At 35.9% G+C, this 22,582-nt stretch carries 25 protein-coding genes and 1 other RNA gene; 13 read left to right on the top strand and 13 right to left on the bottom strand.

Annotated elements, in window-relative coordinates; all coding sequences use genetic code 11:
* The gene (gene nifA / locus N3C60_00130) at window positions 1-1,596 is read left to right on the top strand and encodes a nif-specific transcriptional activator NifA (protein ID MCX8083318.1); all 1,596 of its coding nucleotides are present in this window, start codon (window positions 1-3) and stop codon (window positions 1,594-1,596) included.
* Here nifA and fdxB read toward each other — a convergent pair.
* Entirely contained in the window at window positions 1,593-1,850 is a 258-nt protein-coding gene (fdxB, locus tag N3C60_00125) for a ferredoxin III, nif-specific (GenBank protein MCX8083317.1), read from the bottom strand. The two genes, nifA and fdxB, sit on opposite strands and share 4 nt — an antisense overlap.
* Window positions 1,851-2,008: 158 nt before the next feature.
* Between fdxB and nifE the strand changes: the two genes are divergently transcribed.
* Genes nifE through N3C60_00105 form a run of 4 tightly spaced genes read left to right on the top strand, consistent with a single transcriptional unit; the run spans window position 2,009 to window position 5,417 of the window.
* Window positions 2,009-3,361, top strand: a complete 1,353-nt coding sequence (gene nifE / locus N3C60_00120) for a nitrogenase iron-molybdenum cofactor biosynthesis protein NifE (GenBank protein MCX8083316.1) — start codon at window positions 2,009-2,011, stop codon at window positions 3,359-3,361.
* Window positions 3,358-4,668 (top strand): nitrogenase iron-molybdenum cofactor biosynthesis protein NifN, encoded by a 1,311-nt coding sequence (gene nifN / locus N3C60_00115; protein ID MCX8083315.1) that lies wholly within the window; start codon window positions 3,358-3,360, stop codon window positions 4,666-4,668. The genes nifE and nifN overlap by 4 nt, the downstream gene beginning before the upstream one ends.
* On the top strand, window positions 4,649-5,026 hold the full coding sequence (nifX, locus tag N3C60_00110; GenBank protein ID MCX8083314.1) for a nitrogen fixation protein NifX: 378 nt from the start codon (window positions 4,649-4,651) through the stop codon (window positions 5,024-5,026). Before nifN ends, nifX begins: the two co-directional genes overlap by 20 nt.
* The gene (locus N3C60_00105; protein MCX8083313.1) at window positions 5,004-5,417 is read left to right on the top strand and encodes a DUF269 domain-containing protein; all 414 of its coding nucleotides are present in this window, start codon (window positions 5,004-5,006) and stop codon (window positions 5,415-5,417) included. The genes nifX and N3C60_00105 overlap by 23 nt, the downstream gene beginning before the upstream one ends.
* Before the next feature lie 10 nt (window positions 5,418-5,427).
* On the opposite strand, the gene N3C60_00100 is transcribed toward N3C60_00105, so the two are convergent.
* The 5 genes from N3C60_00100 to N3C60_00080 form a co-directional block, all read right to left on the bottom strand.
* A complete protein-coding gene (locus tag N3C60_00100; GenBank protein MCX8083312.1) occupies window positions 5,428-7,374 on the bottom strand; it encodes a response regulator in 1,947 nt (648 codons plus the stop codon).
* A gap of 8 nt (window positions 7,375-7,382) precedes the next feature.
* Window positions 7,383-7,808, bottom strand: coding sequence for a response regulator (locus tag N3C60_00095; protein ID MCX8083311.1), 426 nt, complete (start codon window positions 7,806-7,808; stop codon window positions 7,383-7,385).
* Window positions 7,809-7,811: 3 nt separating this feature from the next.
* On the bottom strand, window positions 7,812-8,795 hold the full coding sequence (locus tag N3C60_00090) for an ATP-binding protein (GenBank protein ID MCX8083310.1): 984 nt from the start codon (window positions 8,793-8,795) through the stop codon (window positions 7,812-7,814).
* A gap of 43 nt (window positions 8,796-8,838) precedes the next feature.
* An RNA gene (rnpB, locus tag N3C60_00085) (RNase P RNA component class A) lies at window positions 8,839-9,191 on the bottom strand.
* 4 nt (window positions 9,192-9,195) lie between these two features.
* Window positions 9,196-9,855, bottom strand: a complete 660-nt coding sequence (locus N3C60_00080; GenBank protein MCX8083309.1) for an endonuclease III domain-containing protein — start codon at window positions 9,853-9,855, stop codon at window positions 9,196-9,198.
* 20 nt (window positions 9,856-9,875) lie between these two features.
* Here N3C60_00080 and N3C60_00075 point away from each other — a divergent pair, with 20 nt between their 5' ends.
* From N3C60_00075 to N3C60_00060, 4 genes are all read left to right on the top strand, one after another.
* Window positions 9,876-10,229: a hypothetical protein gene (locus N3C60_00075; GenBank protein MCX8083308.1), complete on the top strand. Its 354-nt coding sequence runs from the start codon at window positions 9,876-9,878 to the stop codon at window positions 10,227-10,229.
* Between the two features lie 20 nt (window positions 10,230-10,249).
* Window positions 10,250-11,872: a methyl-accepting chemotaxis protein gene (locus N3C60_00070; GenBank protein ID MCX8083307.1), complete on the top strand. Its 1,623-nt coding sequence runs from the start codon at window positions 10,250-10,252 to the stop codon at window positions 11,870-11,872.
* A 273-nt stretch (window positions 11,873-12,145) separates the two neighbouring features.
* Window positions 12,146-12,433 carry a hypothetical protein gene (locus N3C60_00065; GenBank protein ID MCX8083306.1) on the top strand — a complete coding sequence of 96 codons (288 nt, stop codon included), beginning with the start codon at window positions 12,146-12,148 and terminating at the stop codon, window positions 12,431-12,433.
* Window positions 12,417-12,785 (top strand): hypothetical protein, encoded by a 369-nt coding sequence (locus N3C60_00060; protein MCX8083305.1) that lies wholly within the window; start codon window positions 12,417-12,419, stop codon window positions 12,783-12,785. The genes N3C60_00065 and N3C60_00060 overlap by 17 nt, the downstream gene beginning before the upstream one ends.
* On the opposite strand, the gene N3C60_00055 is transcribed toward N3C60_00060, so the two are convergent.
* Both N3C60_00055 and N3C60_00050 read right to left on the bottom strand, forming a co-directional pair.
* Window positions 12,763-13,986 (bottom strand): hypothetical protein, encoded by a 1,224-nt coding sequence (locus N3C60_00055; protein MCX8083304.1) that lies wholly within the window; start codon window positions 13,984-13,986, stop codon window positions 12,763-12,765. The two genes, N3C60_00060 and N3C60_00055, sit on opposite strands and share 23 nt — an antisense overlap.
* A gap of 79 nt (window positions 13,987-14,065) precedes the next feature.
* Window positions 14,066-14,893 carry an NAD-dependent deacetylase gene (locus N3C60_00050; GenBank protein MCX8083303.1) on the bottom strand — a complete coding sequence of 276 codons (828 nt, stop codon included), beginning with the start codon at window positions 14,891-14,893 and terminating at the stop codon, window positions 14,066-14,068.
* A gap of 122 nt (window positions 14,894-15,015) precedes the next feature.
* On the opposite strand from N3C60_00050, the gene N3C60_00045 reads away from it, so the two are divergent.
* Genes N3C60_00045 through tpiA form a run of 4 tightly spaced genes read left to right on the top strand, consistent with a single transcriptional unit; the run spans window position 15,016 to window position 17,721 of the window.
* A complete protein-coding gene (locus N3C60_00045) occupies window positions 15,016-15,777 on the top strand; it encodes an AAA family ATPase (protein ID MCX8083302.1) in 762 nt (253 codons plus the stop codon).
* Window positions 15,774-16,616 (top strand): ParB/RepB/Spo0J family partition protein, encoded by an 843-nt coding sequence (locus N3C60_00040; protein MCX8083301.1) that lies wholly within the window; start codon window positions 15,774-15,776, stop codon window positions 16,614-16,616. The genes N3C60_00045 and N3C60_00040 overlap by 4 nt, the downstream gene beginning before the upstream one ends.
* On the top strand, window positions 16,610-16,969 hold the full coding sequence (locus tag N3C60_00035; GenBank protein ID MCX8083300.1) for a polymer-forming cytoskeletal protein: 360 nt from the start codon (window positions 16,610-16,612) through the stop codon (window positions 16,967-16,969). The genes N3C60_00040 and N3C60_00035 overlap by 7 nt, the downstream gene beginning before the upstream one ends.
* Window positions 16,966-17,721, top strand: a complete 756-nt coding sequence (tpiA, locus tag N3C60_00030) for a triose-phosphate isomerase (protein ID MCX8083299.1) — start codon at window positions 16,966-16,968, stop codon at window positions 17,719-17,721. The genes N3C60_00035 and tpiA overlap by 4 nt, the downstream gene beginning before the upstream one ends.
* On the opposite strand, the gene N3C60_00025 is transcribed toward tpiA, so the two are convergent.
* From N3C60_00025 to N3C60_00005, 5 genes are all read right to left on the bottom strand, one after another.
* Complete coding sequence (locus N3C60_00025; GenBank protein MCX8083298.1) at window positions 17,708-18,928, bottom strand: ABC transporter permease; 1,221 nt, start codon at window positions 18,926-18,928, stop codon at window positions 17,708-17,710. The genes tpiA and N3C60_00025 overlap by 14 nt on opposite strands.
* A gap of 1 nt (window position 18,929) precedes the next feature.
* Window positions 18,930-20,144, bottom strand: coding sequence for an ABC transporter permease (locus tag N3C60_00020; GenBank protein MCX8083297.1), 1,215 nt, complete (start codon window positions 20,142-20,144; stop codon window positions 18,930-18,932).
* 33 nt (window positions 20,145-20,177) lie between these two features.
* Window positions 20,178-20,894 (bottom strand): TIGR03915 family putative DNA repair protein, encoded by a 717-nt coding sequence (locus N3C60_00015; protein MCX8083296.1) that lies wholly within the window; start codon window positions 20,892-20,894, stop codon window positions 20,178-20,180.
* On the bottom strand, window positions 20,894-22,087 hold the full coding sequence (locus N3C60_00010; protein ID MCX8083295.1) for a putative DNA modification/repair radical SAM protein: 1,194 nt from the start codon (window positions 22,085-22,087) through the stop codon (window positions 20,894-20,896). The genes N3C60_00015 and N3C60_00010 overlap by 1 nt, the downstream gene beginning before the upstream one ends.
* 143 nt (window positions 22,088-22,230) lie before the next feature.
* Window positions 22,231-22,582, bottom strand: a 352-nt coding sequence (locus N3C60_00005) for a PD-(D/E)XK nuclease domain-containing protein (GenBank protein MCX8083294.1), incomplete at its 5' end; no start/stop codon positions are given.

Here is a 22,582-nt window from a genome sequence, read left to right as displayed (position 1 = left end):
ATGCCAGAAACAGAAAAAATAAGGTTTTATAAGCTTGCTTTCGAAGCAGTATACAATATAAGTAAAATACTTTTGGAGGATGAAAAAAAATATAACCCTTTCCAAAAAGTCATAGATATACTTGTAGATCATATGAAACTAAGGAGAGGGATGATCCTAATCTACGATGAAAGCTCTGACCTGTTGTTTGTAAAAGGTGCAGTAGGGATAGATCAAGAGACACTGAAAAAGATTCACTATAAACCTGGTGAGGGCATAGTCGGTAGAGTTTTTAAACTGGGCATCTCCATGATGATACCTGATATAAGTCAGGAACCTATGTTTTTAAATAAAATCCACAGAGATTTTAATTTTGAAGACACAGCCTTTTATGCTGTCATAATTAAAGATAATGAGAATAAGAAATATGGGGTTTTGGCTGTTGACAAAGACCTTTCAGAAACCATTAACATAAAAACAGAGTTTGATCTAATGAGCATTATATCAAACATGTTAGGCAATTACCTAAAACGAACAAAGCTTCTTCAACAGGAGATAGAATCTTTAAAGCAATCCCACGATAGACTCATGACACAGGTCATCGACAAATACAACTATAAAAGTCTCGTGGGAAAAAGCAAGGTGATGAAAACGGTATTTGAACAGATTTCTATAGTAACAAAATCAAAAGCACCTGTGCTATTAATTGGGGAAAGTGGCACAGGGAAAGAGGTTGTAGCAAAGACCATTCACTATAATAGTGACAGGGCTAAAGGGCCTTTTATAGCAATAAACTGCGCAGCTATACCTGCAGAACTGATAGAAAGTGAAATTTTTGGATATGAAAAAGGTGCATTCACCGGCGCTGTAGCCCAGAAGAAAGGTAAATTTGAGTTAGCAAACGGTGGAACACTCTTCTTAGATGAAATAGGTGATATGCCTTTGGGCTTACAAAGCAAATTACTGCGAATAATTCAAGAAAAAGAGTTTGAAAGGGTTGGAGGAACCTCCACCATTAAAGCAGATGTAAGGATCATCGCGGCAACCAACAAAAACTTATCCGAAGAGGTACAAAAAGGGAACTTTAGATTAGATCTCTACTATAGATTAAATGTTTTTACCATCTACCTCCCACCTTTACGCCAGAGGAAAGAGGATATTCCAGAGTTAGCAAATTTCATCGTCACAAAGCTCAATAAAGAGTATAAATTAAACAAAAAATTAAGCACAACATTCATAAATGAACTTTTCAAATGTAACTTCCCCGGAAATATACGGGAGCTTGAAAACTGTATAGAAAGAGCCTATTTCAATTCAAAAACAAATATCATCACAGAAAATGCTCTAAAGTGTAACTCATGTAGAGTTATCATATCCCAAATTGAAGTAGATAATCAGTACCCTTCTCATACAACAGAGAGAGAGCACCAAGAAACTGAATCACAACAAGAGATCAGAGAACATAAAAGGGTCCTGACTTCTGAAAAAGATCTAATATTAGAAGCTCTTGAGAAATGCGGATGGGTACAGGCCAAAGCAGCCAGATACCTCGGCATGACCATCCGTCAACTAAACTATCGTATTTCCAAACTAAACATAGAAATAAAAAAGATCTAAGTTTCTATCCGGGCAAAGGTTAAACAACCTTTTGGACAGGCTTTATTACAAGCCATACAGCCTATACAGTTCCCATCATTTCCCAAGGTCATATAAGATCTACCTTCATCTTCATCTTCCACCAATTCAAAGACATTCTGAGGGCAGGCCTTAAAACATCTCCCACAACCAATACACTTTTGTTTGTCAAGACTGATAACATATTGGGGTATGTAAGTACCACCGCTTTTTGTCAAATACGTTCTATAGCTCATAGGACACCTCACTTTTTTTATTATCCAATCTACAAATCCTATGCCACGGTAAATCAACATCACAATGTTACAATTTGTTTATTTTCTTGTATAAAAGTCTACAAATTATCAGCGATATCATCGGCACATCCCTTGCTTAAAACACTTCGAGGTGTTATATGGGCGCAATACAAGTAGAATCAAATAAAAACTGCCATCTAAACAAAGAGAAAGACTCAAAACCCAAATGTACAAAACCGACCCCAGGCGCCGCAGTAGGAGGCTGTGCCTTTGATGGAGCCATGATTACCTTAGTCCAAATAAGCGATGCAGCCCATATTATACACTCCACATCCACATGTATCACCTGTAGCTGGAACAACAGAGGGACAAGATCATCCGTTAGAGCCTTATACCGATATGGCATCACCACTAATATAAGCGAAATTGAAATAATCTTAGGTACAGAAGAAAAACTGAAAAACACAATAATTAAAAGCTATGAAAAACTATCTCCCAAAGCGATCTTTGTATATAATACCTGTGTTACCGATATGTACGGTGAAGATCTGCAAAGGATTTGTCAGGAGATGTCAAACTTTCTAAATATTCCAGTTATACCAGTGGAAAGCCCTGGATATATCGGCAACAAAAACTATGGTAACAAAGCAGCAGGAGAAACACTTTTTAAATATGTAATAGGAACTAAAGAACCTATCAAAACGACACCCTTTGATATCTCCATCATAGCAGACTATAATATAGCTGGTGAACTCTGGAGGGTATTACCATACTTTGAAGAACTTGGCATAAATGTCCTCAGCAAGATAACAGGTGATGCCACTTACGATGAGGTGGCATACGCCCATAGAGCAAAATGTTCTGTAGTTATCTGTAGTAGAGCGCTCATGGATTTAGCAGAAAAGCTATACAAAAAATACAATATCCCATACATGGAAGGGTCTTTTTATGGCATAAGGGAAACCTCAAACACTCTAAGATCCATAGGGAAGATGTTAAATGATAATAACCTCATAGAAAGAATTGAAAGATTTATAGAAATAAAGGAAAAGGAAATAAGATCAAAACTTTCTAAATATATAAGTCTATTTCAGGATAAAAAAGTATTTATCTATTCTGGAGGAGTAAAAAGTTGGTCAATGGTATTACAGCTTGAAGAACTGGGTTTTGAGGTAATAGGTAGCGGTATCAGAAAATCCTCTAAACAGGATATAGAAAAACTAAAAAAACATTTTGAAGGAAAGCAAAAGATTCTACTAGAAAAAGGTGAAGGTGGGAAAATAATTGAGCTTCTTAAGAAAAATGATGCAGACCTTTTTATAGCTGGAAGCAGAAATATGTTTGTCTCAATGAAAGCCCGTTACCCATACGTTGATGTAAACCAGGAAAGATTGAGAGCTTACGCAGGTTACGAAGGGATGATAGACTTAGCAGAAGACATTTACAACACTATGTTTTCTCCTATCTGGAATACAATCAAACACAAACCTCTTTTTATGGAGGATATATGAACATCTCAATAAACCCATTAAAAAAGAGTCAACTTTTAGGAGCAACATTAGCAGTATTAGGTTTTGATGGTTTTTTACCGTTTCATCATGGAGCACAGGGTTGCACTGCTTTTATAAAAAACATTTTAACTCAGCATTTCAAAGAGATCATACCAGTACAGACAACAGCTGTATACAATATATCCGCAATAATGGGTTCTTATTCGGAATTGGTAGATGGGTTAAAGAATGTTGTAGAGTCATCTAAACCAAAAGGTATTTGTATACTGACCACATCCCTAACCCAATTAAGAGGTGATGATATAAACATATCCATAACTGAATTTAGAAAAAAATACCCCGAATATAACGATATTGATATCTTTATTATCCCCACCAATGATTTCAACGACGATGCCGAAAAGGGATTTGCCTTTGCAATATCAGAAATATTTGAAACAATAACCTTCAATAACCAGGAAGAAAACACCCTCATCATTATAGGTAACTTCTCCCTCACCCCCCAAGATATCGATGAAATAAAATATATCGTTGAATCCTTTGGTATTAAACCATATTTTGTGCCAGATCTCTCTGAAACATTAGGCTCTATAAACGACTCCTACTATAAACTCCCCACAGGTGGAACAAAATATTCAAGAGTTATGAACAAGCCGTTGGCTGCCATTGGGATAGGATCCTCCACCACTCCTATACTAAACAAACTAAAGAATCATGGTATACAAACAAAGGTATTCCCCTCCCTATTAGGTCTAACGCATATGGATGACTTCTTAGACTTTTTATACATCTCATCAGGTAAAAAACCATCCAAACATCTCGTAAATCAGAGAAAAAGACTTATAGATACAATGATGGATGCCCATTTCTATTTAGGACAAGTAAAGATAGCCATCGCCATAGAACCAGATATGTTATACGCCTTATACTACTTTTTAAATAAAGAACTGGGTATAAGCACTTCAAAATGTATCACCACTTACAAACGGGAAGACTTGAATAACCTATTGGGTGATAACTACGATCATGGGGATCTATATGCATTTGAAAAATATGCACTGGATGCAGATATTATTATCTCAAATTCACATGCAGAGCTGATATCAGAAAAATACAACAATCATCTTTACAAAATAGGCTTCCCTGTGAAGGACGAAATAGCGTACCATTTAAAGAAATTTGTAGGTTATGAAGGTTCAATGCACCTTCTAAGGGATATTGCAAATATATCCCTAAAGATCTTAGATGAAAAAAGCTATCACTATAAAAACTATAAAGGAGTTAAATATGAAAGTTGCATTTTGTAGTAATGATGGTATAACAATCAACGAACATTTTGGCCATGCTGAAAAGATCTATATCTATGATATCCGCGAAGATACTTACAGCTTTCTGGAGACAAGAAACACTGTCAGAGCTAATCCAAATGTGGATCACCTTGATGCCATTGATGAAAAAATAAAAAAGATATCCGATTGCAAAATTGTCTATTTCACCCAAATAGGTGGACCAGCAGCAGCAAAAGTAATCAAAAACAAAATTTTCCCCGTAAAAGTCAATGAAGGCTCTAAAATCGAGGATATCATAGATGCAATGAGAAACAATCTAAAAAATCCTCCAATATGGTTAAAAAAGATACTCCATGAAGAACAACTATCTAAATGATCTTGCTAATAAAATCAGATCCTTTGATAACTTCGGAACGTTAGCCAGATTAAGCGATGAAGATCTGCTCATAAAGTATTACCAAAAGAAAAATAGATCTCTTGAAAGATTATTCGAACCATTAGACGATAGCATAATCTTTTCGGTAAAAGTTCTACACGAAACAATAGCACAAATTATAGAAAAAGCAGTTAATGCAGAGATGAACTGCATCTTTGATATAAGTAAAGAAGGTTTTGGGAAACTGGCTATTTATAATGAAAGACGTATAATAATTTTAAGATATCTAAGATCCCTCCAACTATTCGGTTTTGAAAATATAATGGATCTATCAAAATATATGAGTGATACCGTAGAAGAAGGAATAGAAATGTATCTAAAACAAAACTAAGAAATGCTCATCAACCCAAAACCTCCTTTATTTTTAAAGCCAACATCTTAGCATCAAATGGCTTTTGGATAAAAGTAATACCTTTTTCTATATCTAAAATATCCTCCAGCATCGCGTGGGAATAACCAGATATAAAGATCACCTTTAACCCTTTAATGATTGAACTCAATAGCTTATAAAGCTGCTTACCATCGTACTTAGGCATAATTATATCAGTCACTAATATATCGCAGTTTACCCCCTCGTTTAACACTTTGTCTATAGCTTCTGCTGGATCACTAACAGCCAAAACCCTACAGCCCATCTTCTCAAGACCCTTTGAAACAGCCTCTAAAACCAGAAGATCATCTTCCACCAACAACACATTACAATTCAACCTCAGTGTATTATTGGTACCTATATTGTCACTCAACTCATCTTCAACTTTTGTCTTAACAATAGGCAAAAATATTTTAAATGTAGTTCCCACACCCTCTTCACTATAAACTTTTATATCCCCTTTATGTTGCTTTATTATACCCAAACATATAGATAGCCCGAGCCCAGATCCTCCAGATTCGAGCTTGGTAGTAAAAAAGGGCTCAAAAATATTTTTCATGTGCTCTTTAGGTATTCCACAACCTGTATCAGATACAGAAATCCTCACATAATCCCCAATTGAAAGATCTACATAATTATCAATTATATCTTCGGTAACCACAAATCTATCAACCTCTATGACTATCTTTTTCTCCTTGGCATTTTTCAGTGCATCCACAGCATTGACCAAAAGATTCACCAACACCTGGGTTATCTGCCCCACATCTATATTTACTATACTCTGCGAATCCCTTACATCCAGTACAAAATCGATATCTTCCCTTATAAGTCTTCTGAAGAGATTTGCATTTTCATCTATAAACTTTTTAATCTCTATCTTTTTAAACATCATAACCTGCTTTCTACCCAGAGCTAAGATCTGCCTTGTCAATGAAGCACCCTTTTCCGCTGCATATTTTATCTGTTTAAAATAATTATGTAATTCAGACTCTTCAGAAGTAATACTACAACCTACATCAGAATAAGCAATAATAGGAGTAAGGATATTATTAAAATCATGGGCAATGGTACCAGCAAGCCTACCCATAGACTCTATCCTATTCATCAAATGTATCCTTTCTTCCAACTGTTTTGCTTTTTCCTCAAGTCTCTTTTTTTCTGTTACATCTACTACTATAGATAGTAAGTTGACTCTATCATCAAATTTTATAGGACCAGAATAGACATTTACATACTTCATCTCACCATTTTTCAGTCTATGCTGAAAATCAAAAAAGCTTTGGGAATCATTCTTAGCTATTTTAGCTAAATCTATAACTTCCTCCTTAGGTAGAATAACTAAATCGTATATCGTTAACACCTTGAACTCATCTTTGGAATAACCATAAAAATTAACAGCAGCCTTGTTAACATCTAAAATTTTTAGACTATCATCAGGATCTATCAAGAGCATAGGTAGTCTTGAATTATCGAACATAGTCATATATCTTTCGTTACTTGCTTTGAGATTTTCCATTAGTTCAAAATTCTCCTTCCTTATCTTCTCTTTTTCAATAAGATCCTTAACAGAGAAAGGTAAGCGTTTTATTCTATCCTTTAATACATAGTCCCCTGCACCCAAACGAAGACATTCCACAGCAAGCTCTTCCCCAATACTACCAGAAACTATGATTACTGGAACAAAGGGGTTTAAATTTTTTGATAACATAATTATATCTTTACCATTTATTTCTGAGCTTATCTGGTAGTCAGTAATCACGAGATCAGGCTCAAACTTTTTAAAAAGCTCTACAAAACTATTTTTATCACAACAAACTTTATATTCATAATGATCAAAAATTTTCTTCAACTCCCTTGACATCAACTCTATATCTGCCTCATTGTCCTCAACAATAAGAAATTTAAGAACACTACCCATAAATACCTCTATATCACTTTATTAAACAATACCCAATAAAAGCCGATTTTTTGCACAGCATCGAGAAATTTCTCAAAGTCCACAGGCTTAACTATATAACTGTTTGTACCATATTCATAAGCCTTAACAAGATCGACTTCATCATCAGAAGAGGTTAAAACCACCACTGGCATAAACTTGGTTCTATTATCAGACTTTATCCTTTTTAACACCTCAAGCCCATCCACCTTTGGCATCTTGATATCCAAAAGGATGAGTTTCATAGACGTTTTTACATCATTTTCGTTGCCAAAGATATAATTTAAAGCCTCTTCACCATCCTTTACCCATTTTATATTATTTGCCACATTCGCTTTTTTGAGTGCTCTTATAGTAAGCTCTGCATCATATTCGTTGTCCTCTGCCAATAATATCTCCACAGCATTATCTGTCATACGTCACCTCTTTTTTAATTTAAAATAAAAAGTAGCACCTTTATCCTTTTCCCCTTCAGCCCAAACATCTCCACCATGCCTCTGTAAAATGTTCTTCACTATAGCAAGACCCACACCTGTCCCGGAAAATTGAGAAGATTGATGGAGTCTTTGGAAAAGTGTAAATAGCTTGTGTTTGTATTGACTGTCAAAACCTACACCGTTGTCTCTAACGTAATAAACTACCCAATCCCCTTCAACATAAGAACCTATTTCAATTTTAGGTGAATCCACCTTACTGGAGTATTTCAGGGCATTTTCTATGAGATTATAAAATACTTGTTTCAACAATATGGCGTCCCCATAACAATTTGTTAAAGGATTCACCTGAATATGATACTTACTAAAAACATAAATATTTGCCAATTGTTCTAAAATATCCCTTACCAGATGGTTTACATCTATCTCGATAAATTCCACCTTAGCCCTCTGAACCCTTGATAGAGTGAGAATGTCATTTATAAGGGTGTCCATTTTTGCCACATTATCCTTTATCACTGTCAGTACTCTCTTGCCCTCCTCATCCAGTTTATCTCCATAATCCTCTTCAAGAATCTTGGCAAAACCTGTTACAGCTCTCAGTGGTGCCTTCAAGTCATGACTTATTGAATAAGCAAAAGCCTCCAAAGTTTCATTGGATCTCTTAAGCTCATAAGTTCTTTCTTCTACCCTATTTTCGAGGTCATTTTTAAGTTTTTGCAACTCATCAAGGGCACGATCTTTTTTTATATGCTGTAGTTTAATCTCCTTTAAAAACCTTAACAAAAGAATATACAATAATAAAGACGTAACCAAAACAAACAAAATGCCCTTGTATATCGACATATAGACGAAGCCATTGGGGAATAGAAGATAAACCAAATGATCACTGAAAAAGATCCAGAAGGTAGAGCAAACAGCATAAATAATAACAATCTTTCTAACATAATTTTTATTAAACCTATCCATACTTTAATAATACATTGCAAAAAGAAATATGCAATAAAACTTTAAACCCAGGCGGAAATAAGCCGGATTCTGTTTTATGCAGTTATTTATCTTGTCTGATCATTGCTGATCAGATCCTGCTGCCTACCCACAAGCATCGGGCGGGTCACCCTCAAACGCCTGCCTATTTGGCATTACACCTGATGGGGTTTGCCATGCCTCCTATCCTCACGGAAGGAGCGGTGGGCTCTTACCCCACCTTTTCACCCTTACCCGGTCATGATATATGACCGGGCGGTCTGTTTTCTGTGGCACTTTCCCTCGCCTCACGGCGGGTCGCTGTTAGCGACCATCATACCCTATGGTGTCCGGACTTTCCTCTATGGAGTTCTCCATAGCAACTGCATTTCCGCCTGATTAACTATATTATATTTTTTTCACAAATAGTTTCAAGAGGACAATAGGTACAATCTGGCTTTACCTTGCAAAATCTCTTTACATTCTCAACAATAACAGCATGATAGTTTTTAAAAAGCTCTGTATCCTTAGGAAGATTTTCCATAAACATACGTTGAAACAATTCATACTTTTCTGTCAATACCACTCCTATTCTTTTAAACATCCTCATCGTGTATTTATCGATGACAAAAATGGGGTGCCCTACCGCATAAAGCAATATGGAATCAGCCGTCTCAAAACCGACCCCTTTTATATTTAAAAGCTGTTCCCTTGCCTCCTGTAAAGTTAAACCTAATAAATATCTAATATCCCCATAGCAAACTTCTAAAACAAACTCTGCCAACCTCTTTAGCCTCTCCGATTTCTGATTGAAAAACCCAGCAGGTTTTATTAACTCTTTTAACTTATCATTTTCTAAGCCCACCAAACATACTGGATTTAGACAATCTTCACATTTTAGGTTCGAAATAGCCTTTTCAACATTTTTCCAAGTAGTATTTTGAGTAAGAACAGCCCCAACCGCCACTTCAAAGGGTGTCTCAGCAGGCCACCATTTCATATCACCATATCTTTTATATAACAAACTGTAAATTTTTATTAAATATTCTTGATTTATTTCCATAAAAGATATATTAAACCTTCATGTTTGACTTAAATAGCTTGGATGCAGAGTTAAAACAACTCAAAGCCCAAACATTATCAGAGTACGGTAAAAAGATAGAAATTGCAATAGAGATGATAACAAAAAAAGAAAGAATATTAAATCGAGAAGAGAAGATATTGTTAAAAATAGATAATTTGATAAAAAAATCTGGTTTTTTCAAAAGAAAAAAGCTTAAAGAACTCAGGGACAGGGTCGATAGAAAGATTATTATGTTAAAATGTGAGCTTTCTAAGCTTAAAGACTTAAAAGAAAGATACATTAACGACTATAAAAACCAAAGGGAGTATCTTGGGTTATATGATCATGAGTTTGTCGATAAATTTTTTCAATAAACTACCTTCCAGGAGGATATATGAATAAAGGGAGTTTAAAAAAGAAAATTATTACATCTTTTGCCTTTCTCACAATCCTAATAGTGTTTGTACAGATATTTTCCATCTATGAGCTCTATATTGCTAAAAAAGATATAGGAGAACTCATTCAAGATCATTACTTCAAAGTTGATAGATCTGGAAAGATATTGGATAAAGTTAATGCAATAGGAATAAACCTAAGGGATGCAGTACTGGGATACAGTTTAGGAGAATCAAAAGAGCATATCAAAGAAATAGAGCAACTTAGAAACGAAATCACCCAGATCATTAAAGAGATAGAACCAAAACTTGTGACAGACAAAGAAAAACAGCTTTTAAAAAATATCATAACCGCAAGAGAAGCCTATATATCTGTCCAAAAAAGCATCATTGATAAAGTAAATTCAGGACAAATAGAGGTTGCAATGGTGGAGATGGCCACGTTAGTACCTGCAGCATATAACCCTTATGTAAAAGCAATAAAAGAATTTACCACTTATGAAGAAAAAGACATGGAAGAACACAGCAAACATACTCAAAAATCTATAAAAATGCTATCTAATGTGATCATATACTCTTCTATACTCTATCTTTTGATTATTTCATTCATAGGCTTTACCACCCTAAAAGCTGTATTTAGACCTTTAGGAGGAGAACCAGAGTTTGTAAAGGATGTGCTTAAAAAGGTATCCGATGGTGATCTCACTGTAAAAATAGAAAACCCAGCCCCAAACAGTGTAGTGGAATACACATCTAACATGATCAAAGAGTTATCCAACGTATTAAACAATATCAAATCTTCTGCTGACACTATTTCTGCTGCCTCAGAAGAACTCCACTCCACATCAGTGGAAAACAAAAACGCCATATCAGAACAAAACGATAGAGCAAACCAGATTGCCACAGCTGCAGAAGAGATGACTCAAACAGTCTCAGGAATTGCAATGAATGCCACCGAAATGTCCCAAAACGCAGACCATGCAGCCCAGATGGCAGTCAAAGGTAAAGATATAGTAAACAAAACCACCAAAGAGGTTCAATCGATAGCCAACACCGTACTCGAGACATCAAAAGTAGTCTCCTCTTTAGGGGAGAAATCCCAGCAGATAGGTGAGATAGCAAATGTTATAAGGGATATCGCTGATCAAACAAACCTCCTTGCCCTAAATGCTGCTATCGAAGCTGCAAGAGCAGGAGAGCATGGAAGAGGCTTTGCTGTAGTTGCTGATGAAGTCAGAAAATTAGCCGAGAGAACCCAATCAGCCACAGCAGAGATCGAACAGATGATAAAAGGTATCCAAAAAGAGGTACATATAGCAGTGGAAAAGATGGATGCTGGAGTTCATAAGGTAGATGAAGGTGTAGAACTTTCAAAAGAAGCAATTACAGCTTTGGAAGAAATAGTAGAAGAAGTAGCAAATCTACAAAACAAGATCATGCAGGTAGCATCCTCTGTAGAGCAGATGTCGAAAGTTTCAGATCAGGTAACAGTTGATATAAATACCCTTGCAAACAGCCTGAGCAATTCAAACCTAAGTGCTGATGAAGTGATGAACGCTGCAGACAACCTCGGCAAGTTGGCAAACGAACTGCTTACTTTAGTGAAAAAATTTAAGGTATAAAACATGGAAAAGATGGGCTATTTTTTGCTCATCTTTTCTGTTTTTTTCTTCCTGTTCAGCTCTATTGATTTATATAACCCATCTAAGTTACACATCTTTTTGTCTACCATTTTTTTTAGCCTATTCCTCATCTATTTAAACATTAAAAAGATAACTCTCCGACACAACCTTACACAAAAAGATTTATACCTCCGATTAATTTATAAAGACGTTATACTTGATCTGTGTGGAGCAACCTTAGGTTTTTATATGACTTACTACCTCTCACAGGGAATGAACATTACTTTATCAGCAGGGCTAACAGGAATGATATTTTCCTTAATATCAAATTCTTACAAAAAGGTTTACGACCTACAGTTTTCAGCTTTTTGCGGGGTATTCGCTGGAATGACATCACATATATTCCTTCATTCATCTAAAATAATACAGATACTTCCTTTTTTCGTAGGGGTTTTATTTTTCATCAGCAGAAATATCTTTTTAGGAATTGGTGGAAAACTGGGGGCTTTAGCTTACGTAGCCATAATTATCTTTATGGTGTTAAATGGTATCTTTATCTGAATTTGCAATAGGTTTGTTAGTAGCTTTTACCTCATTATCACTTACTTTCATAATACATCACAGATTGGGTCTTGGTCCAGTATTTGCGTCCTCTGTAATCATGATTATCACTGGTTCCCTTTCAAATTTCATCCATGATTTTGTAATAAACATAGCAGTTACGTCATCTTTTGCTGGGATGTCCTCTCCACAAAACATATCAAATAGTATCGACATTATTACGATATCATTTATCATTACGATCGTTTACTTCTCTTTTTTTAGTTTTTTCAGAGGGTTAGGTGGCACCCTTGGAATGATTGCCTTTGTTTCTGTAACAAGCCTTGTAGCTATAAAAACGATTTTGAAATAATAATATGCAAATAAAGGTTACTCACTACTCTTCCCACTAAAAGGGCTGTGGCTGCTACAATAATCCCTGTAACAGGCACAAAAGGTATAGTAAACAACATGCCAAAAGTAATAATAACCTCTATAAATGTAGCTATGGTCATATGAATAGTAACCCCTTTCTTAACAATAATAGCCCTTTGAAAGGAAAGTAATGCTGTAAAAGGAGGAACAAAAGTAAGGATCATTGAAGGGATTTTTGCCATCTCTGCAAGTTCTGGTGTCATCCCTGAGATATTCACAAAATACACCTCAGCCATAGGAGTAAAGCTTATCATGCCATAACCCAAAAGGTTAAACAAAAACAGACCCCTCATGAAATTTCTCACTTTCTCATAATGCCTAAAGCCACCATCTAACAAGGCAATAGCTACTTCCTGAAAAGATAACCCCACAGCCCTGAACACAAATGTCAAAGAGTTTAGGACAGGCATAATAGCAGCCGATTCTAATGGATTAGTCCCTTTTAACAAAACAAAAGTTGTCATTGGAGGAACTGCAAGAGCAATAAGAGGAGTCATGGCCATAGGGAAGTAAAATTTGGCAATCTTCCTAAAGTTTAGATCATCTTTGATCTCCATTTTCATCACCTTACTCACAGAATCCTTAGCCAATACCCTTGCAAAAATCGCCTCCACCACTACTGCACCACTCAGAGTCATTGTCCCCAGCAAGGCACTATTTATTTTTGTAAAGTTTTTTATAAAAACCGCCAAAAATATCACAGTCAACATCCTTGTGAGAGTACCATACGCAACGTATTTTGTTTTACCATCTTTAATCATAATACCTTGATAAAACCTTCTATACCCTATGGCACCAGCCCATGGCACCAATCCCCATATAGCCCAATAAACATTTGATTGCAGTTTTTCTTCGAGTTTTAACAAGTCATTAAAAATGAATATGTACACAGGTTTTATGAGAATAATAAGTATAACAGCTGTTAATACTCCAATGAGAATAAAAGAGAAATTTCTCAATTTAATATAACTTTGCTTAGATTTTACCAAAGCAGTGGAAGCACTCATAAGCATAATAATAGGAGCCTCCACCAACAGACCAACAGAATATGCTATACCATAACCTGCGAGATTCAATTTAACGTCTGGTAATCTACCTATCATAGCAGCGATGTATGGCCCTTCAAAAGCCATCATCATCCAGGCAGATAGTAAAGGAAGCCAAAAAATCAGAATTTTTTTATATGTTATATCGCTTTCATCGATTTTTAACATGTTTTTATAAATATGACTTAATCATTTCCAGCGCTTTTAACCCCGACATAGGTATTCCCACTGCTTTATCACCCAAATCCCCCACATAAGGCTCCCTTACATTTATCCTAATGAGAAAAGCATCGTACCTGTTTACAAGTCTCTCACCTGCATATCTAATGGAAGGTATTGCAGTCCCAGCACCTATCTCTATGGCCACTATCCTTTTATCACCATTTCTTCTCAAAAAATCTTCATACTTTTTTCGTTGATTGTTAGTCCTATCGGGAATCCAACTAAAATCACCAAACATCAATATATTGGGTCTTGCCACATCACCACAAAACCTACATTTAGGGATCTGTTTAGACCTCATCGTCTGAAAATCCACCTCAATAATCTCGTCATTGGACCATATCTCATCACAACAGGGCACTATACACTGTAGATGATGTATAGAACCGTGTATCTCATATATCTTATTCTCATCAAATCCTGCCTTTTGGAATTGACCATCGACATTGGATGTAACCACAAAATAATCTTCAGCTATACTTTTACACCAATCAAGCATGATGAAAAAACCTTTATGGGGCTTTGTTTCTCTATACATATTGAGTCTATGTCCATAAAAACCCCAACCAAATGACGGATCACTCCTAAAGTGAACAGGATTTGCACAATCAACAAAACTCATACCCAGCTTTTCGTACAATGGATAAGCATTCCAGAAACCTTTATCCCCTCTAAAATCTGGCAATCCCGAATCCACCCCGATACCAGCACCAGCTGTGATGATAAGAATATTACAATTCTTTATCTCTTCTGCTGCTCTTTTGATAATCTCTTCCATAAACACACCTATTTTTATCGATATTTTATCAAATTAGTTATAGCTAATCAAGCACAAAAACACTTAAGAGGGGGAGAAATAAAATCCTTGATTTTTGATGATTATTTTAATAAACTTCCATTATGGGAAAAGTAATGGTTGTAGCAAATCAGAAAGGTGGAGTGGGCAAAACAACTACAGCTGTAAATCTTGCTTCTGCTTTAGCTTTTGCTGAGGCAAAGGTATTATTGGTCGACATGGATCCCCAAGCTAATGCCACAAGTGGACTCGGTTTTAACCCATCAGAACTAAGCCAAAGTATCTATGATGTCATAATAAATAATTTAAGGATAGAAGATGTAATAATGGATACGAAAATAGACGGGCTCAGTTTAATACCCAGCAAAATTGATCTAACTGCAGCAGAAATTGAGCTTGTTACAGTCCTTTCGAGGGAAACAAGATTAAAAAGAGCCATAGATATAATAAAAGATAATTATAACATAGTGATCATAGATTGCCCACCATCTCTTGGGCTACTTACTATCAATTCTTTAACGGCGGCCGATACAGTCCTTATACCACTCCAATGTGAATACTACGCCTTAGAAGGTCTCACGCAATTACTAAACACTATTAGGCTTGTTAAAGAGGGGCTAAACCCAAGTTTAGATCTGGAAGGGATACTACTAACGATGTACGACCCGAGAAACAACCTCTCAAAAGAGGTTTATAGACAGGTAAGAGAATATTTCAGGGATAAAATGTTTAAGACCATTATCCCCAGAAACGTAAAATTAAGTGAAGCCCCCAGTTATGGGGTACCAATCATATCGTACGATATAAAATCTAAAGGTGCTGAAAGCTACATAGATCTCGCTAAGGAGATATTAAAAAAATTATGATAAAAAAAAGCCCATTAGGAAGAGGTCTCGATTCCCTTATACCTAAAAATACCGACAGTAGATCTATTTTAGAAGTTGATATCTCAGATATTATTCCAAACCAAAACCAACCAAGAACAGTTTTTGATGAAGAAAAGCTTTTAGAGCTTGCCCAATCTATAAAAGAAAAAGGTATCATCCAACCCTTGATAGTGGTTAGCACTAATGGTAAGTATCAGATAATTGCTGGTGAAAGACGTTGGCGTGCTGCAGGTTTAGCCGGCTTAAAAAAAATACCTGTAATAATAAAAAATATCAATGAAGAAAAAGAAAAATTGGAATTAGCCCTAATAGAAAATATCCAAAGAGAAGATCTAAACCCTGTTGAGTTGGCCAGAGCATATAAGTCATTGTTAGAAAAATATCACTATACCCAGGAACAGCTTGCCCAAATAGTTGGCAAAAATCGAAGTACTATAGCCAATACCCTTAGACTACTTACTCTTCATCATAAAATTTTAGAAGCATTATCTCAAAACCTAATATCGGAAGGTCATGCCAGAACACTGGTTGGTATTGAACCATCTATGGCTTTACAACTTTTACAAAAAATACTTGATAAAAACCTTTCTGTTAGAGAGTTGGAAAAATTGGTCAAACATGTCACCAAATCGCAAGAAAACACTAAAAAGAAGGAGCTTGATCTTTTTTTAGACTCCATCAAAAAAGAGATAGAGGATATATTCCAAGCAAAGGTGAATATAAAGCCTTCTCGTAAAGGTGGTAAAATTGAATTAGTCTATAGAAACGATAAAGAGCTAAATCGAATAATCTCTCTTCTAAGAGGTGAAAAATGTTAAAAGAAAAGAAAAACGATGAAGTAACCATCAATGCCTTTTTAGGTAATAAAACAAACTTCAACGGAACACTTATTTTTGATGGAATAGTAAGGATTGATGGGATATTCAAAGGTAATATCATCTCATCCGATACCCTCGTCATTGCAAATACTGGGAACGTGGAAGCAGATATAGAAACATCTGTGGTTAAGATATCTGGTACCTTCAAGGGAACAATAAAAGCGAAATCGATTGTGGAGCTACTCAAACCAGCTATAGTTAACGGCACTATAATAACACCCTCAATAAAGATAGAGGAAGGAGTAATAATAAATGGAACCATAGAGATGAACAAGTCAGGAGATACAAAATGAGAAAAGCCCTAATAGCTGCTAACTGGAAAATGAACCTCTCTTTAGAGGAGGCAATAGACTTTGTAAAATCTTTTAAACATTTTTCATACGATAATAAAACAAGGGAGGTTCTCATAGCGCCCCCTTCTGTTTACCTCTACGAATTGAAAAAAACTCTCTCAAGGATAAACAAAAAAATAAAGATCTCAGCTCAAAACATTCATTTTGAATCCAGTGGAGCATTCACAGGAGAGATCTCGGCAGACATGCTTTGTTCCATAGGTATAGACTGGACAATAATAGGGCATTCGGAAAGAAGGCAGTATTTTGGTGATACAGATATAATCATCAACAAAAAAGTCAAAAAAGCACTGGAAAAAAAACTAAATATCATCCTCTGCATAGGAGAACAGCTACCAGAGAGGGAAGCAAAAATTGAAAAGGAGCTTGTATTGAGCCAGCTTGGCATGGCCCTCTGGGGAGTAAGTGAAGAAGAACTAAAGCAGGTTGTCATCGCTTATGAACCGGTATGGGCAATAGGAACAGGGAAAACCGCAAAAGCAGAGGATGCCGAAGAGATGCACCTTGCAATAAGAAAATTTATCCAATACAAATATAGTAAAAAATCTGCAAACAGAATCCGGATTCTCTACGGTGGCAGTGTAAAACCAGAAAATATATCTGAGTTAATGAGTATGCCAAATATAGATGGTGCCCTTGTGGGAGGAGCAAGTTTAAAATTCGAAAGTTTTAGTAAAATTATAAACTTCTAAGGGCAACAATGGGATCTGTCTTGGCTGCTGTCATGGAAGGGTAGATCCCAGAGATTATTCCCACAACAAAAGACATCACAATAGAGATCACAAGCCCCATTATAGACACAACAGTGGGCAATGCTGCCAACTTAAAAGCAACTACACTTATAACTACCCCAAAAATGACCCCTAATATGCTGCCAGAAATACCAATAATACCTGATTCCAATAGAAACTGTCTAAATATATCCTTCTTTCGAGCTCCAACTGCCCTTCTAATACCCACTTCAGTCCTTCTAAGACTCACAGACAGTATCATAATAGAAAAGATACCGAGACCACCTATTAGATAAGAAATTCCAGCAGTAACAAGCCCCAAAAAAGTAACTATCCTGATGGTTTGATTTTGTATATTTAGAGCATCCACAGGATTTATAATTGTGAAATCGTCCTTTGTATCCCCATACAACCTATGATTCTCCCTTAAGATGACCGTAATATGCTCCTTGATCATCTCAAAATTCTTCCAATCATCGATCTCTATCTCCATACCATCAATATAATCCAGATTTGCCGCTCTACGCATAAATGTAGTAACAGGAATGTAAACCATATCATCAAGATTTGTTCCATTTAGATCTGAACCCTTCTCTTCTAATACTCCAACAACTGTAAAAGGTGCTCTATATATAAGAACCGTCTTACCTAATGCCGAATCATTTCCAAAAAGTTTCCTTTTCACTTCACTTCCTAAAACACACACCCTCTCCATTCTATTCAGATGATCATTGTCAAACAGTGAACCCTCTACAACGTTGAGTTTTTTAAGAAAAAAATAATTCGTATCCACACCCAGTATTGATGATGAGATATTGTTCATTTCATATCTCAATACTCCACCCCTCTTTACGTAGGGGGAAACTGTCTGGATGTGAGCTATGTTTCTCTTTATCATATCTGCATCTTTAAGGGTCATCGTTTTTGCTTTTTCGAAAAAACCACCCTTGCCATGTCTGGCTAATCTACCTGAAGCAACGTTAATTGTATTTTTACCAAACTTTTCCAATTCCAATTCCACTTTCATCTTAAGGGATTTAGATATATTATTTACCAATGTAAGAGATAATGCCCCAAGTAAAACACCAAAAACAGCAAGAGCTGTTCTAACCTTAAACGATTTGAATACTCCATAAACTATCTTCAAATACAAAAGGATCTTCCTCATTTTAACTCCGTATAGCACTTATCGGATTGATTTCAGAAGCCCTTTTAGCAGGAGCCACTCCAAAAACCAACGCCAATATAGCCGATACAACTATTGCTACAATAAATACCTGCAAAGATATCACCACATCAAACACCCTAAAGCTTGAAATAAGACCTGCTAAAAGTGAACCTAACAAAAAACCTAAAAAAGCACCTAATACTGTAATGATAAAAAATTCCAGTATAAACTGTAAAAAAATATCTTTTTTTCGAGCACCAAGAGCTCTTCTTATACCTATCTCTTTAACCCGTTCCGTTACAGAAATGAGGAATAGATTTGCCATGACAAAGCCACCTACAGATACTGTTATTATTGTGATTATTGTCAAAAATGCAATCATAGCTCCACCAATAGCCACAAAAAACTTCAAAACATCCTTAGGGCCAACTATAGAAAAATCATCCTCCTTACCATCACCTAAATTATGACGAAATCTTAGAAACTGTCTCAACTCCTCAGCCCTATTCTCAAGGTTTGAAACATCTTCAAACCTTATCCTCATCGCTGTAATATATTTATATTCCTTAGTAACAAACTTGCTAAGTACTGTAATAGGTATCACAATACGATCATTTATATTGACACCAAAGTTAGATACTCCCCTTTCCTCCAAAACCCCAGAAACCTCACAGGAGAAATCGTTTATATATATAAACTTACCGATTGGATCTTCATTACCAAAGAGCTGATCCTTGACATAACTACCCAATAGACATTTCCTCATCGCCTTATCCACATCCTCTTTAGTAAAATCAGTTCCCTCCACCACGTTCCAACTCCAAGATTTTCCATACCCTTGCGTTGACCCTACTACAAATGTCTGTATATGATTCCCCTGATAACTGACCTTTATATTAGCCCTAGCACTCATCGGTACAAGGATATAAGCAGTGGGGAAAGCATCCCTTACAGCTTCGAGATCATCAAATGTAAGGGTTTTAGTTCTGAAGCCTGTAGCTTGATTCCTTTGGGTGCCTCCAAAAACCAACAAAGAGTCTGGACCAAACATATCCAAAATCTGACCTGCTTTTTGATATGCCCCATTCACAGCACCCACAACAACAGTAACACCAATTATACCCAAAGCAATGCTCATGATGGAAAGAAAACTCCTCAAACGATATGACAAAACAGATTTTATTGCCTCTTGCAATATCAAAAGTAATCTAATCATATTTATTTTAGAATAAAATACTCCATAAAAGTTCTACCAAAATTCAATCATTTCCTCTCGAACCCAAAGGGGCACTTTGTTTCTCTGTCTCTCATAACACTTTCTCTCCTGTATAGCTACAATGTCAAAAAAGCTCTTCCAGCTTTTTCTGATCAACATCTCCTTTTCAGAAAATTCCATTTCCTCGCTATCGACCAAACTTCCATAATATAACTTACTTCCATCAAAAGCTAAAACCTCCCTCCTAAACTTGTCCACTATGGTCCATCTCTGGTTTGAAAACCTTTTTTTAAAATGCTCCCCTATCAAAGGTAAAATATTATTCTTCGGTTTGATAAAACTAACAAAACTACCATCCGAAAGCTCAGAAAACCTAATAAACCCTAACATCTTATGCCTCTCAGAAAACACCGATTTAATAGCTCGTTCCACATCACAGACCACAGGATTGCGTAAGTCCTGCCAACAATCTATATCTACAAACTCAAAAATAATCCTCTCCAAGCCCCTAGTATCAGCTAAAAACGAAAAATAGACTTTTTTAAACACATCATCACCTTTATCCTTTATATATTTCATCGCTTCAATAGATTTATGATGATCTGTGTTAATTTCGTAAGAAAATATAGTAGGCTGATAAACGGGGGTGATCTTTTTGTTAACTACACTATCAATATCAAGACCCTTTTTATATTCATAAAATACCGTCAAAAAACCATCAAAGGTACCATCGTACACAATTTGATACATCAATCGGCACCCAACAATTTAAATATGGGAGAATGCTCTTGATGGTACTTCATAATCTCCCGTTCTATTAGCTCCTCAGGCGTTTTTTTCAGCCTCTTACCATTTATCACTATAAAGTATTGGGATTTACCCATTGGGACTCCCATCTTTTTCAGATGCTCAATATTTAGGTAACCAAACTTTCGAGCTTCTATGATTTTTTTGGCTGATTTAGGCCCAATACCCGGAACCCTCAATAACTGTACATAATCAGCCTTATTTATATCAACAGGGAACTGCTCTATATTATCAAGTGCCCATCTAAGCTTGGGATCTACTACCTCATCCAGATTTTCCCTTTTAGCAAACAACTCTTTACTTGTAAATTTATAAAAACGTAGCAGAAAATCAGCCTGATACAATCTATGCTCCCTCAATAATGGTGGCTCACTAATTTTTACAGGTATAGCGTTATTAACAGGGATATACGCTGAGTAATACACCCTCGAAAGAAGCTTTTTCTTGTAATACTGTTCCGATTGAGAAACAATGATTCTATCTGATTCATCAGATACACCAACAATCAATTGGGTGGAAGTGGAGTTTTTCCTACCAATCTCTTTACCTAACTCATCAACAATCTCAAAAGACCTATCAATAACTTGACGATTTTTCTCAGGTGCAAATACCGATAAACTCTTTTCAGTAGGTAACTCTATGTTAGCACTTACCCTATCCGCAAGGGTAGCAACTTTTTTTATCAAAAGATTGGATGCTCCTGGAATTATCTTTATATGTAGATAGCCCCCATATCTATACTCATTTCTTAGTATCTCTGCTGTTCTTAGCATTAATTCCATTGTATAGTCAGGCGATCTAAACACACCAGAACTTAGAAATAAACCCTCGATATAGTTTCTTCTATAAAACTCTACTGTTAGATTCGCGATCTCTCTTGGTTCGAAAATCGCTCTTTTTATTTCATTTGATTTTCGGTTGTAGCAATAGGCACAGTCATAAATACATATATTTGTCAATAGTATTTTTAATAGTGATACACATCTACCATCTGCCGACCAGCTGTGGCATATACCTGAAAAAGCACCGTTACCTAAGCCACCAGGTGGTGTTTCCCTTCTACTTCCACTGCTGGAACAGGAAACATCATATTTGGCTGCATCGGCCAAAATCTCTATTTTTTTTATAAGATCCATAGATAAAAATTTAGTTTAAAAACTCAAAGATTTCAAGGCTGTAATCTTTTTTAAATCAGCTAATGTCAAATAATTAAACAAAATAAAAACTTAATAACATTCCATTAAACTATTATACCAAATCCATCTACTGTTTCTTATTTTTACAATCTTACCCATTCTATATTATTAACATTTCTGCTACCACTATCAAATTCTATACCCACAAGATAGACATCCTTACCCATTGAAAGATATTTCTCATAATACCTTTTACCCTTTATTTGCTCCAATGCCCCACCCTCATCAACCTTAAACTCCATCACATACACTACATCTGGAAATATCAGCGTCAGATCTATCCTACCTTTATTCGTCACATCCTCTCCTATCACCTCCACACCCATACCCTTCATGTACGCATAAAACACTGACACATAATAACCCTCCCTCTCATACATCCGGTTATGCGTAAATAAATTATACGGAATTGATGAAAACAACGATAACAAACCG

Source organism: Calditerrivibrio sp. (genome assembly GCA_026415135.1).
GTDB lineage: Bacteria > Chrysiogenota > Deferribacteres > Deferribacterales > Calditerrivibrionaceae > Calditerrivibrio.
Note: the sequence above shows the minus strand (reverse complement) of the source record. Positions and strands in the feature narration are given on the sequence as shown.

Bases quoted from the DNA above. Each gene is read 5' to 3' on its own strand.
- N3C60_00060 (MCX8083305.1), top strand. From the start codon at position 12,417: ATGGTATCTTTATCTGAATTTGCAATAGGTTTGTTAGTAGCTTTTACC.
- N3C60_00095 (MCX8083311.1), bottom strand. From the start codon at position 7,808: ATGACAGATAATGCTGTGGAGATATTATTGGCAGAGGACAACGAATAT.
- N3C60_00015 (MCX8083296.1), bottom strand. From the start codon at position 20,894: ATGTATCAAATTGTGTACGATGGTACCTTTGATGGTTTTTTGACGGTA.
- N3C60_00025 (MCX8083298.1), bottom strand. From the start codon at position 18,928: ATGAGGAAGATCCTTTTGTATTTGAAGATAGTTTATGGAGTATTCAAA.
- N3C60_00065 (MCX8083306.1), top strand. From the start codon at position 12,146: ATGAACATTACTTTATCAGCAGGGCTAACAGGAATGATATTTTCCTTA.
- N3C60_00075 (MCX8083308.1), top strand. From the start codon at position 9,876: ATGTTTGACTTAAATAGCTTGGATGCAGAGTTAAAACAACTCAAAGCC.
- N3C60_00105 (MCX8083313.1), top strand. From the start codon at position 5,004: ATGAAGAACAACTATCTAAATGATCTTGCTAATAAAATCAGATCCTTT.
- N3C60_00040 (MCX8083301.1), top strand. From the start codon at position 15,774: ATGATAAAAAAAAGCCCATTAGGAAGAGGTCTCGATTCCCTTATACCT.
- N3C60_00020 (MCX8083297.1), bottom strand. From the start codon at position 20,144: ATGATTAGATTACTTTTGATATTGCAAGAGGCAATAAAATCTGTTTTG.
- N3C60_00100 (MCX8083312.1), bottom strand. From the start codon at position 7,374: ATGGGTAGTGTTCTTAAATTTCTTATTGTTGAGGACAATGAGGCAGAT.
- nifN (MCX8083315.1), top strand. From the start codon at position 3,358: ATGAACATCTCAATAAACCCATTAAAAAAGAGTCAACTTTTAGGAGCA.
- tpiA (MCX8083299.1), top strand. From the start codon at position 16,966: ATGAGAAAAGCCCTAATAGCTGCTAACTGGAAAATGAACCTCTCTTTA.
- N3C60_00045 (MCX8083302.1), top strand. From the start codon at position 15,016: ATGGGAAAAGTAATGGTTGTAGCAAATCAGAAAGGTGGAGTGGGCAAA.
- nifX (MCX8083314.1), top strand. From the start codon at position 4,649: ATGAAAGTTGCATTTTGTAGTAATGATGGTATAACAATCAACGAACAT.
- N3C60_00080 (MCX8083309.1), bottom strand. From the start codon at position 9,855: ATGGAAATAAATCAAGAATATTTAATAAAAATTTACAGTTTGTTATAT.
- nifA (MCX8083318.1), top strand. From the start codon at position 1: ATGCCAGAAACAGAAAAAATAAGGTTTTATAAGCTTGCTTTCGAAGCA.
- N3C60_00090 (MCX8083310.1), bottom strand. From the start codon at position 8,795: ATGGATAGGTTTAATAAAAATTATGTTAGAAAGATTGTTATTATTTAT.
- fdxB (MCX8083317.1), bottom strand. From the start codon at position 1,850: ATGAGCTATAGAACGTATTTGACAAAAAGCGGTGGTACTTACATACCC.
- N3C60_00055 (MCX8083304.1), bottom strand. From the start codon at position 13,986: ATGATGATGGCTTTTGAAGGGCCATACATCGCTGCTATGATAGGTAGA.
- N3C60_00035 (MCX8083300.1), top strand. From the start codon at position 16,610: ATGTTAAAAGAAAAGAAAAACGATGAAGTAACCATCAATGCCTTTTTA.
- nifE (MCX8083316.1), top strand. From the start codon at position 2,009: ATGGGCGCAATACAAGTAGAATCAAATAAAAACTGCCATCTAAACAAA.
- N3C60_00050 (MCX8083303.1), bottom strand. From the start codon at position 14,893: ATGGAAGAGATTATCAAAAGAGCAGCAGAAGAGATAAAGAATTGTAAT.
- N3C60_00070 (MCX8083307.1), top strand. From the start codon at position 10,250: ATGAATAAAGGGAGTTTAAAAAAGAAAATTATTACATCTTTTGCCTTT.
- N3C60_00010 (MCX8083295.1), bottom strand. From the start codon at position 22,087: ATGGATCTTATAAAAAAAATAGAGATTTTGGCCGATGCAGCCAAATAT.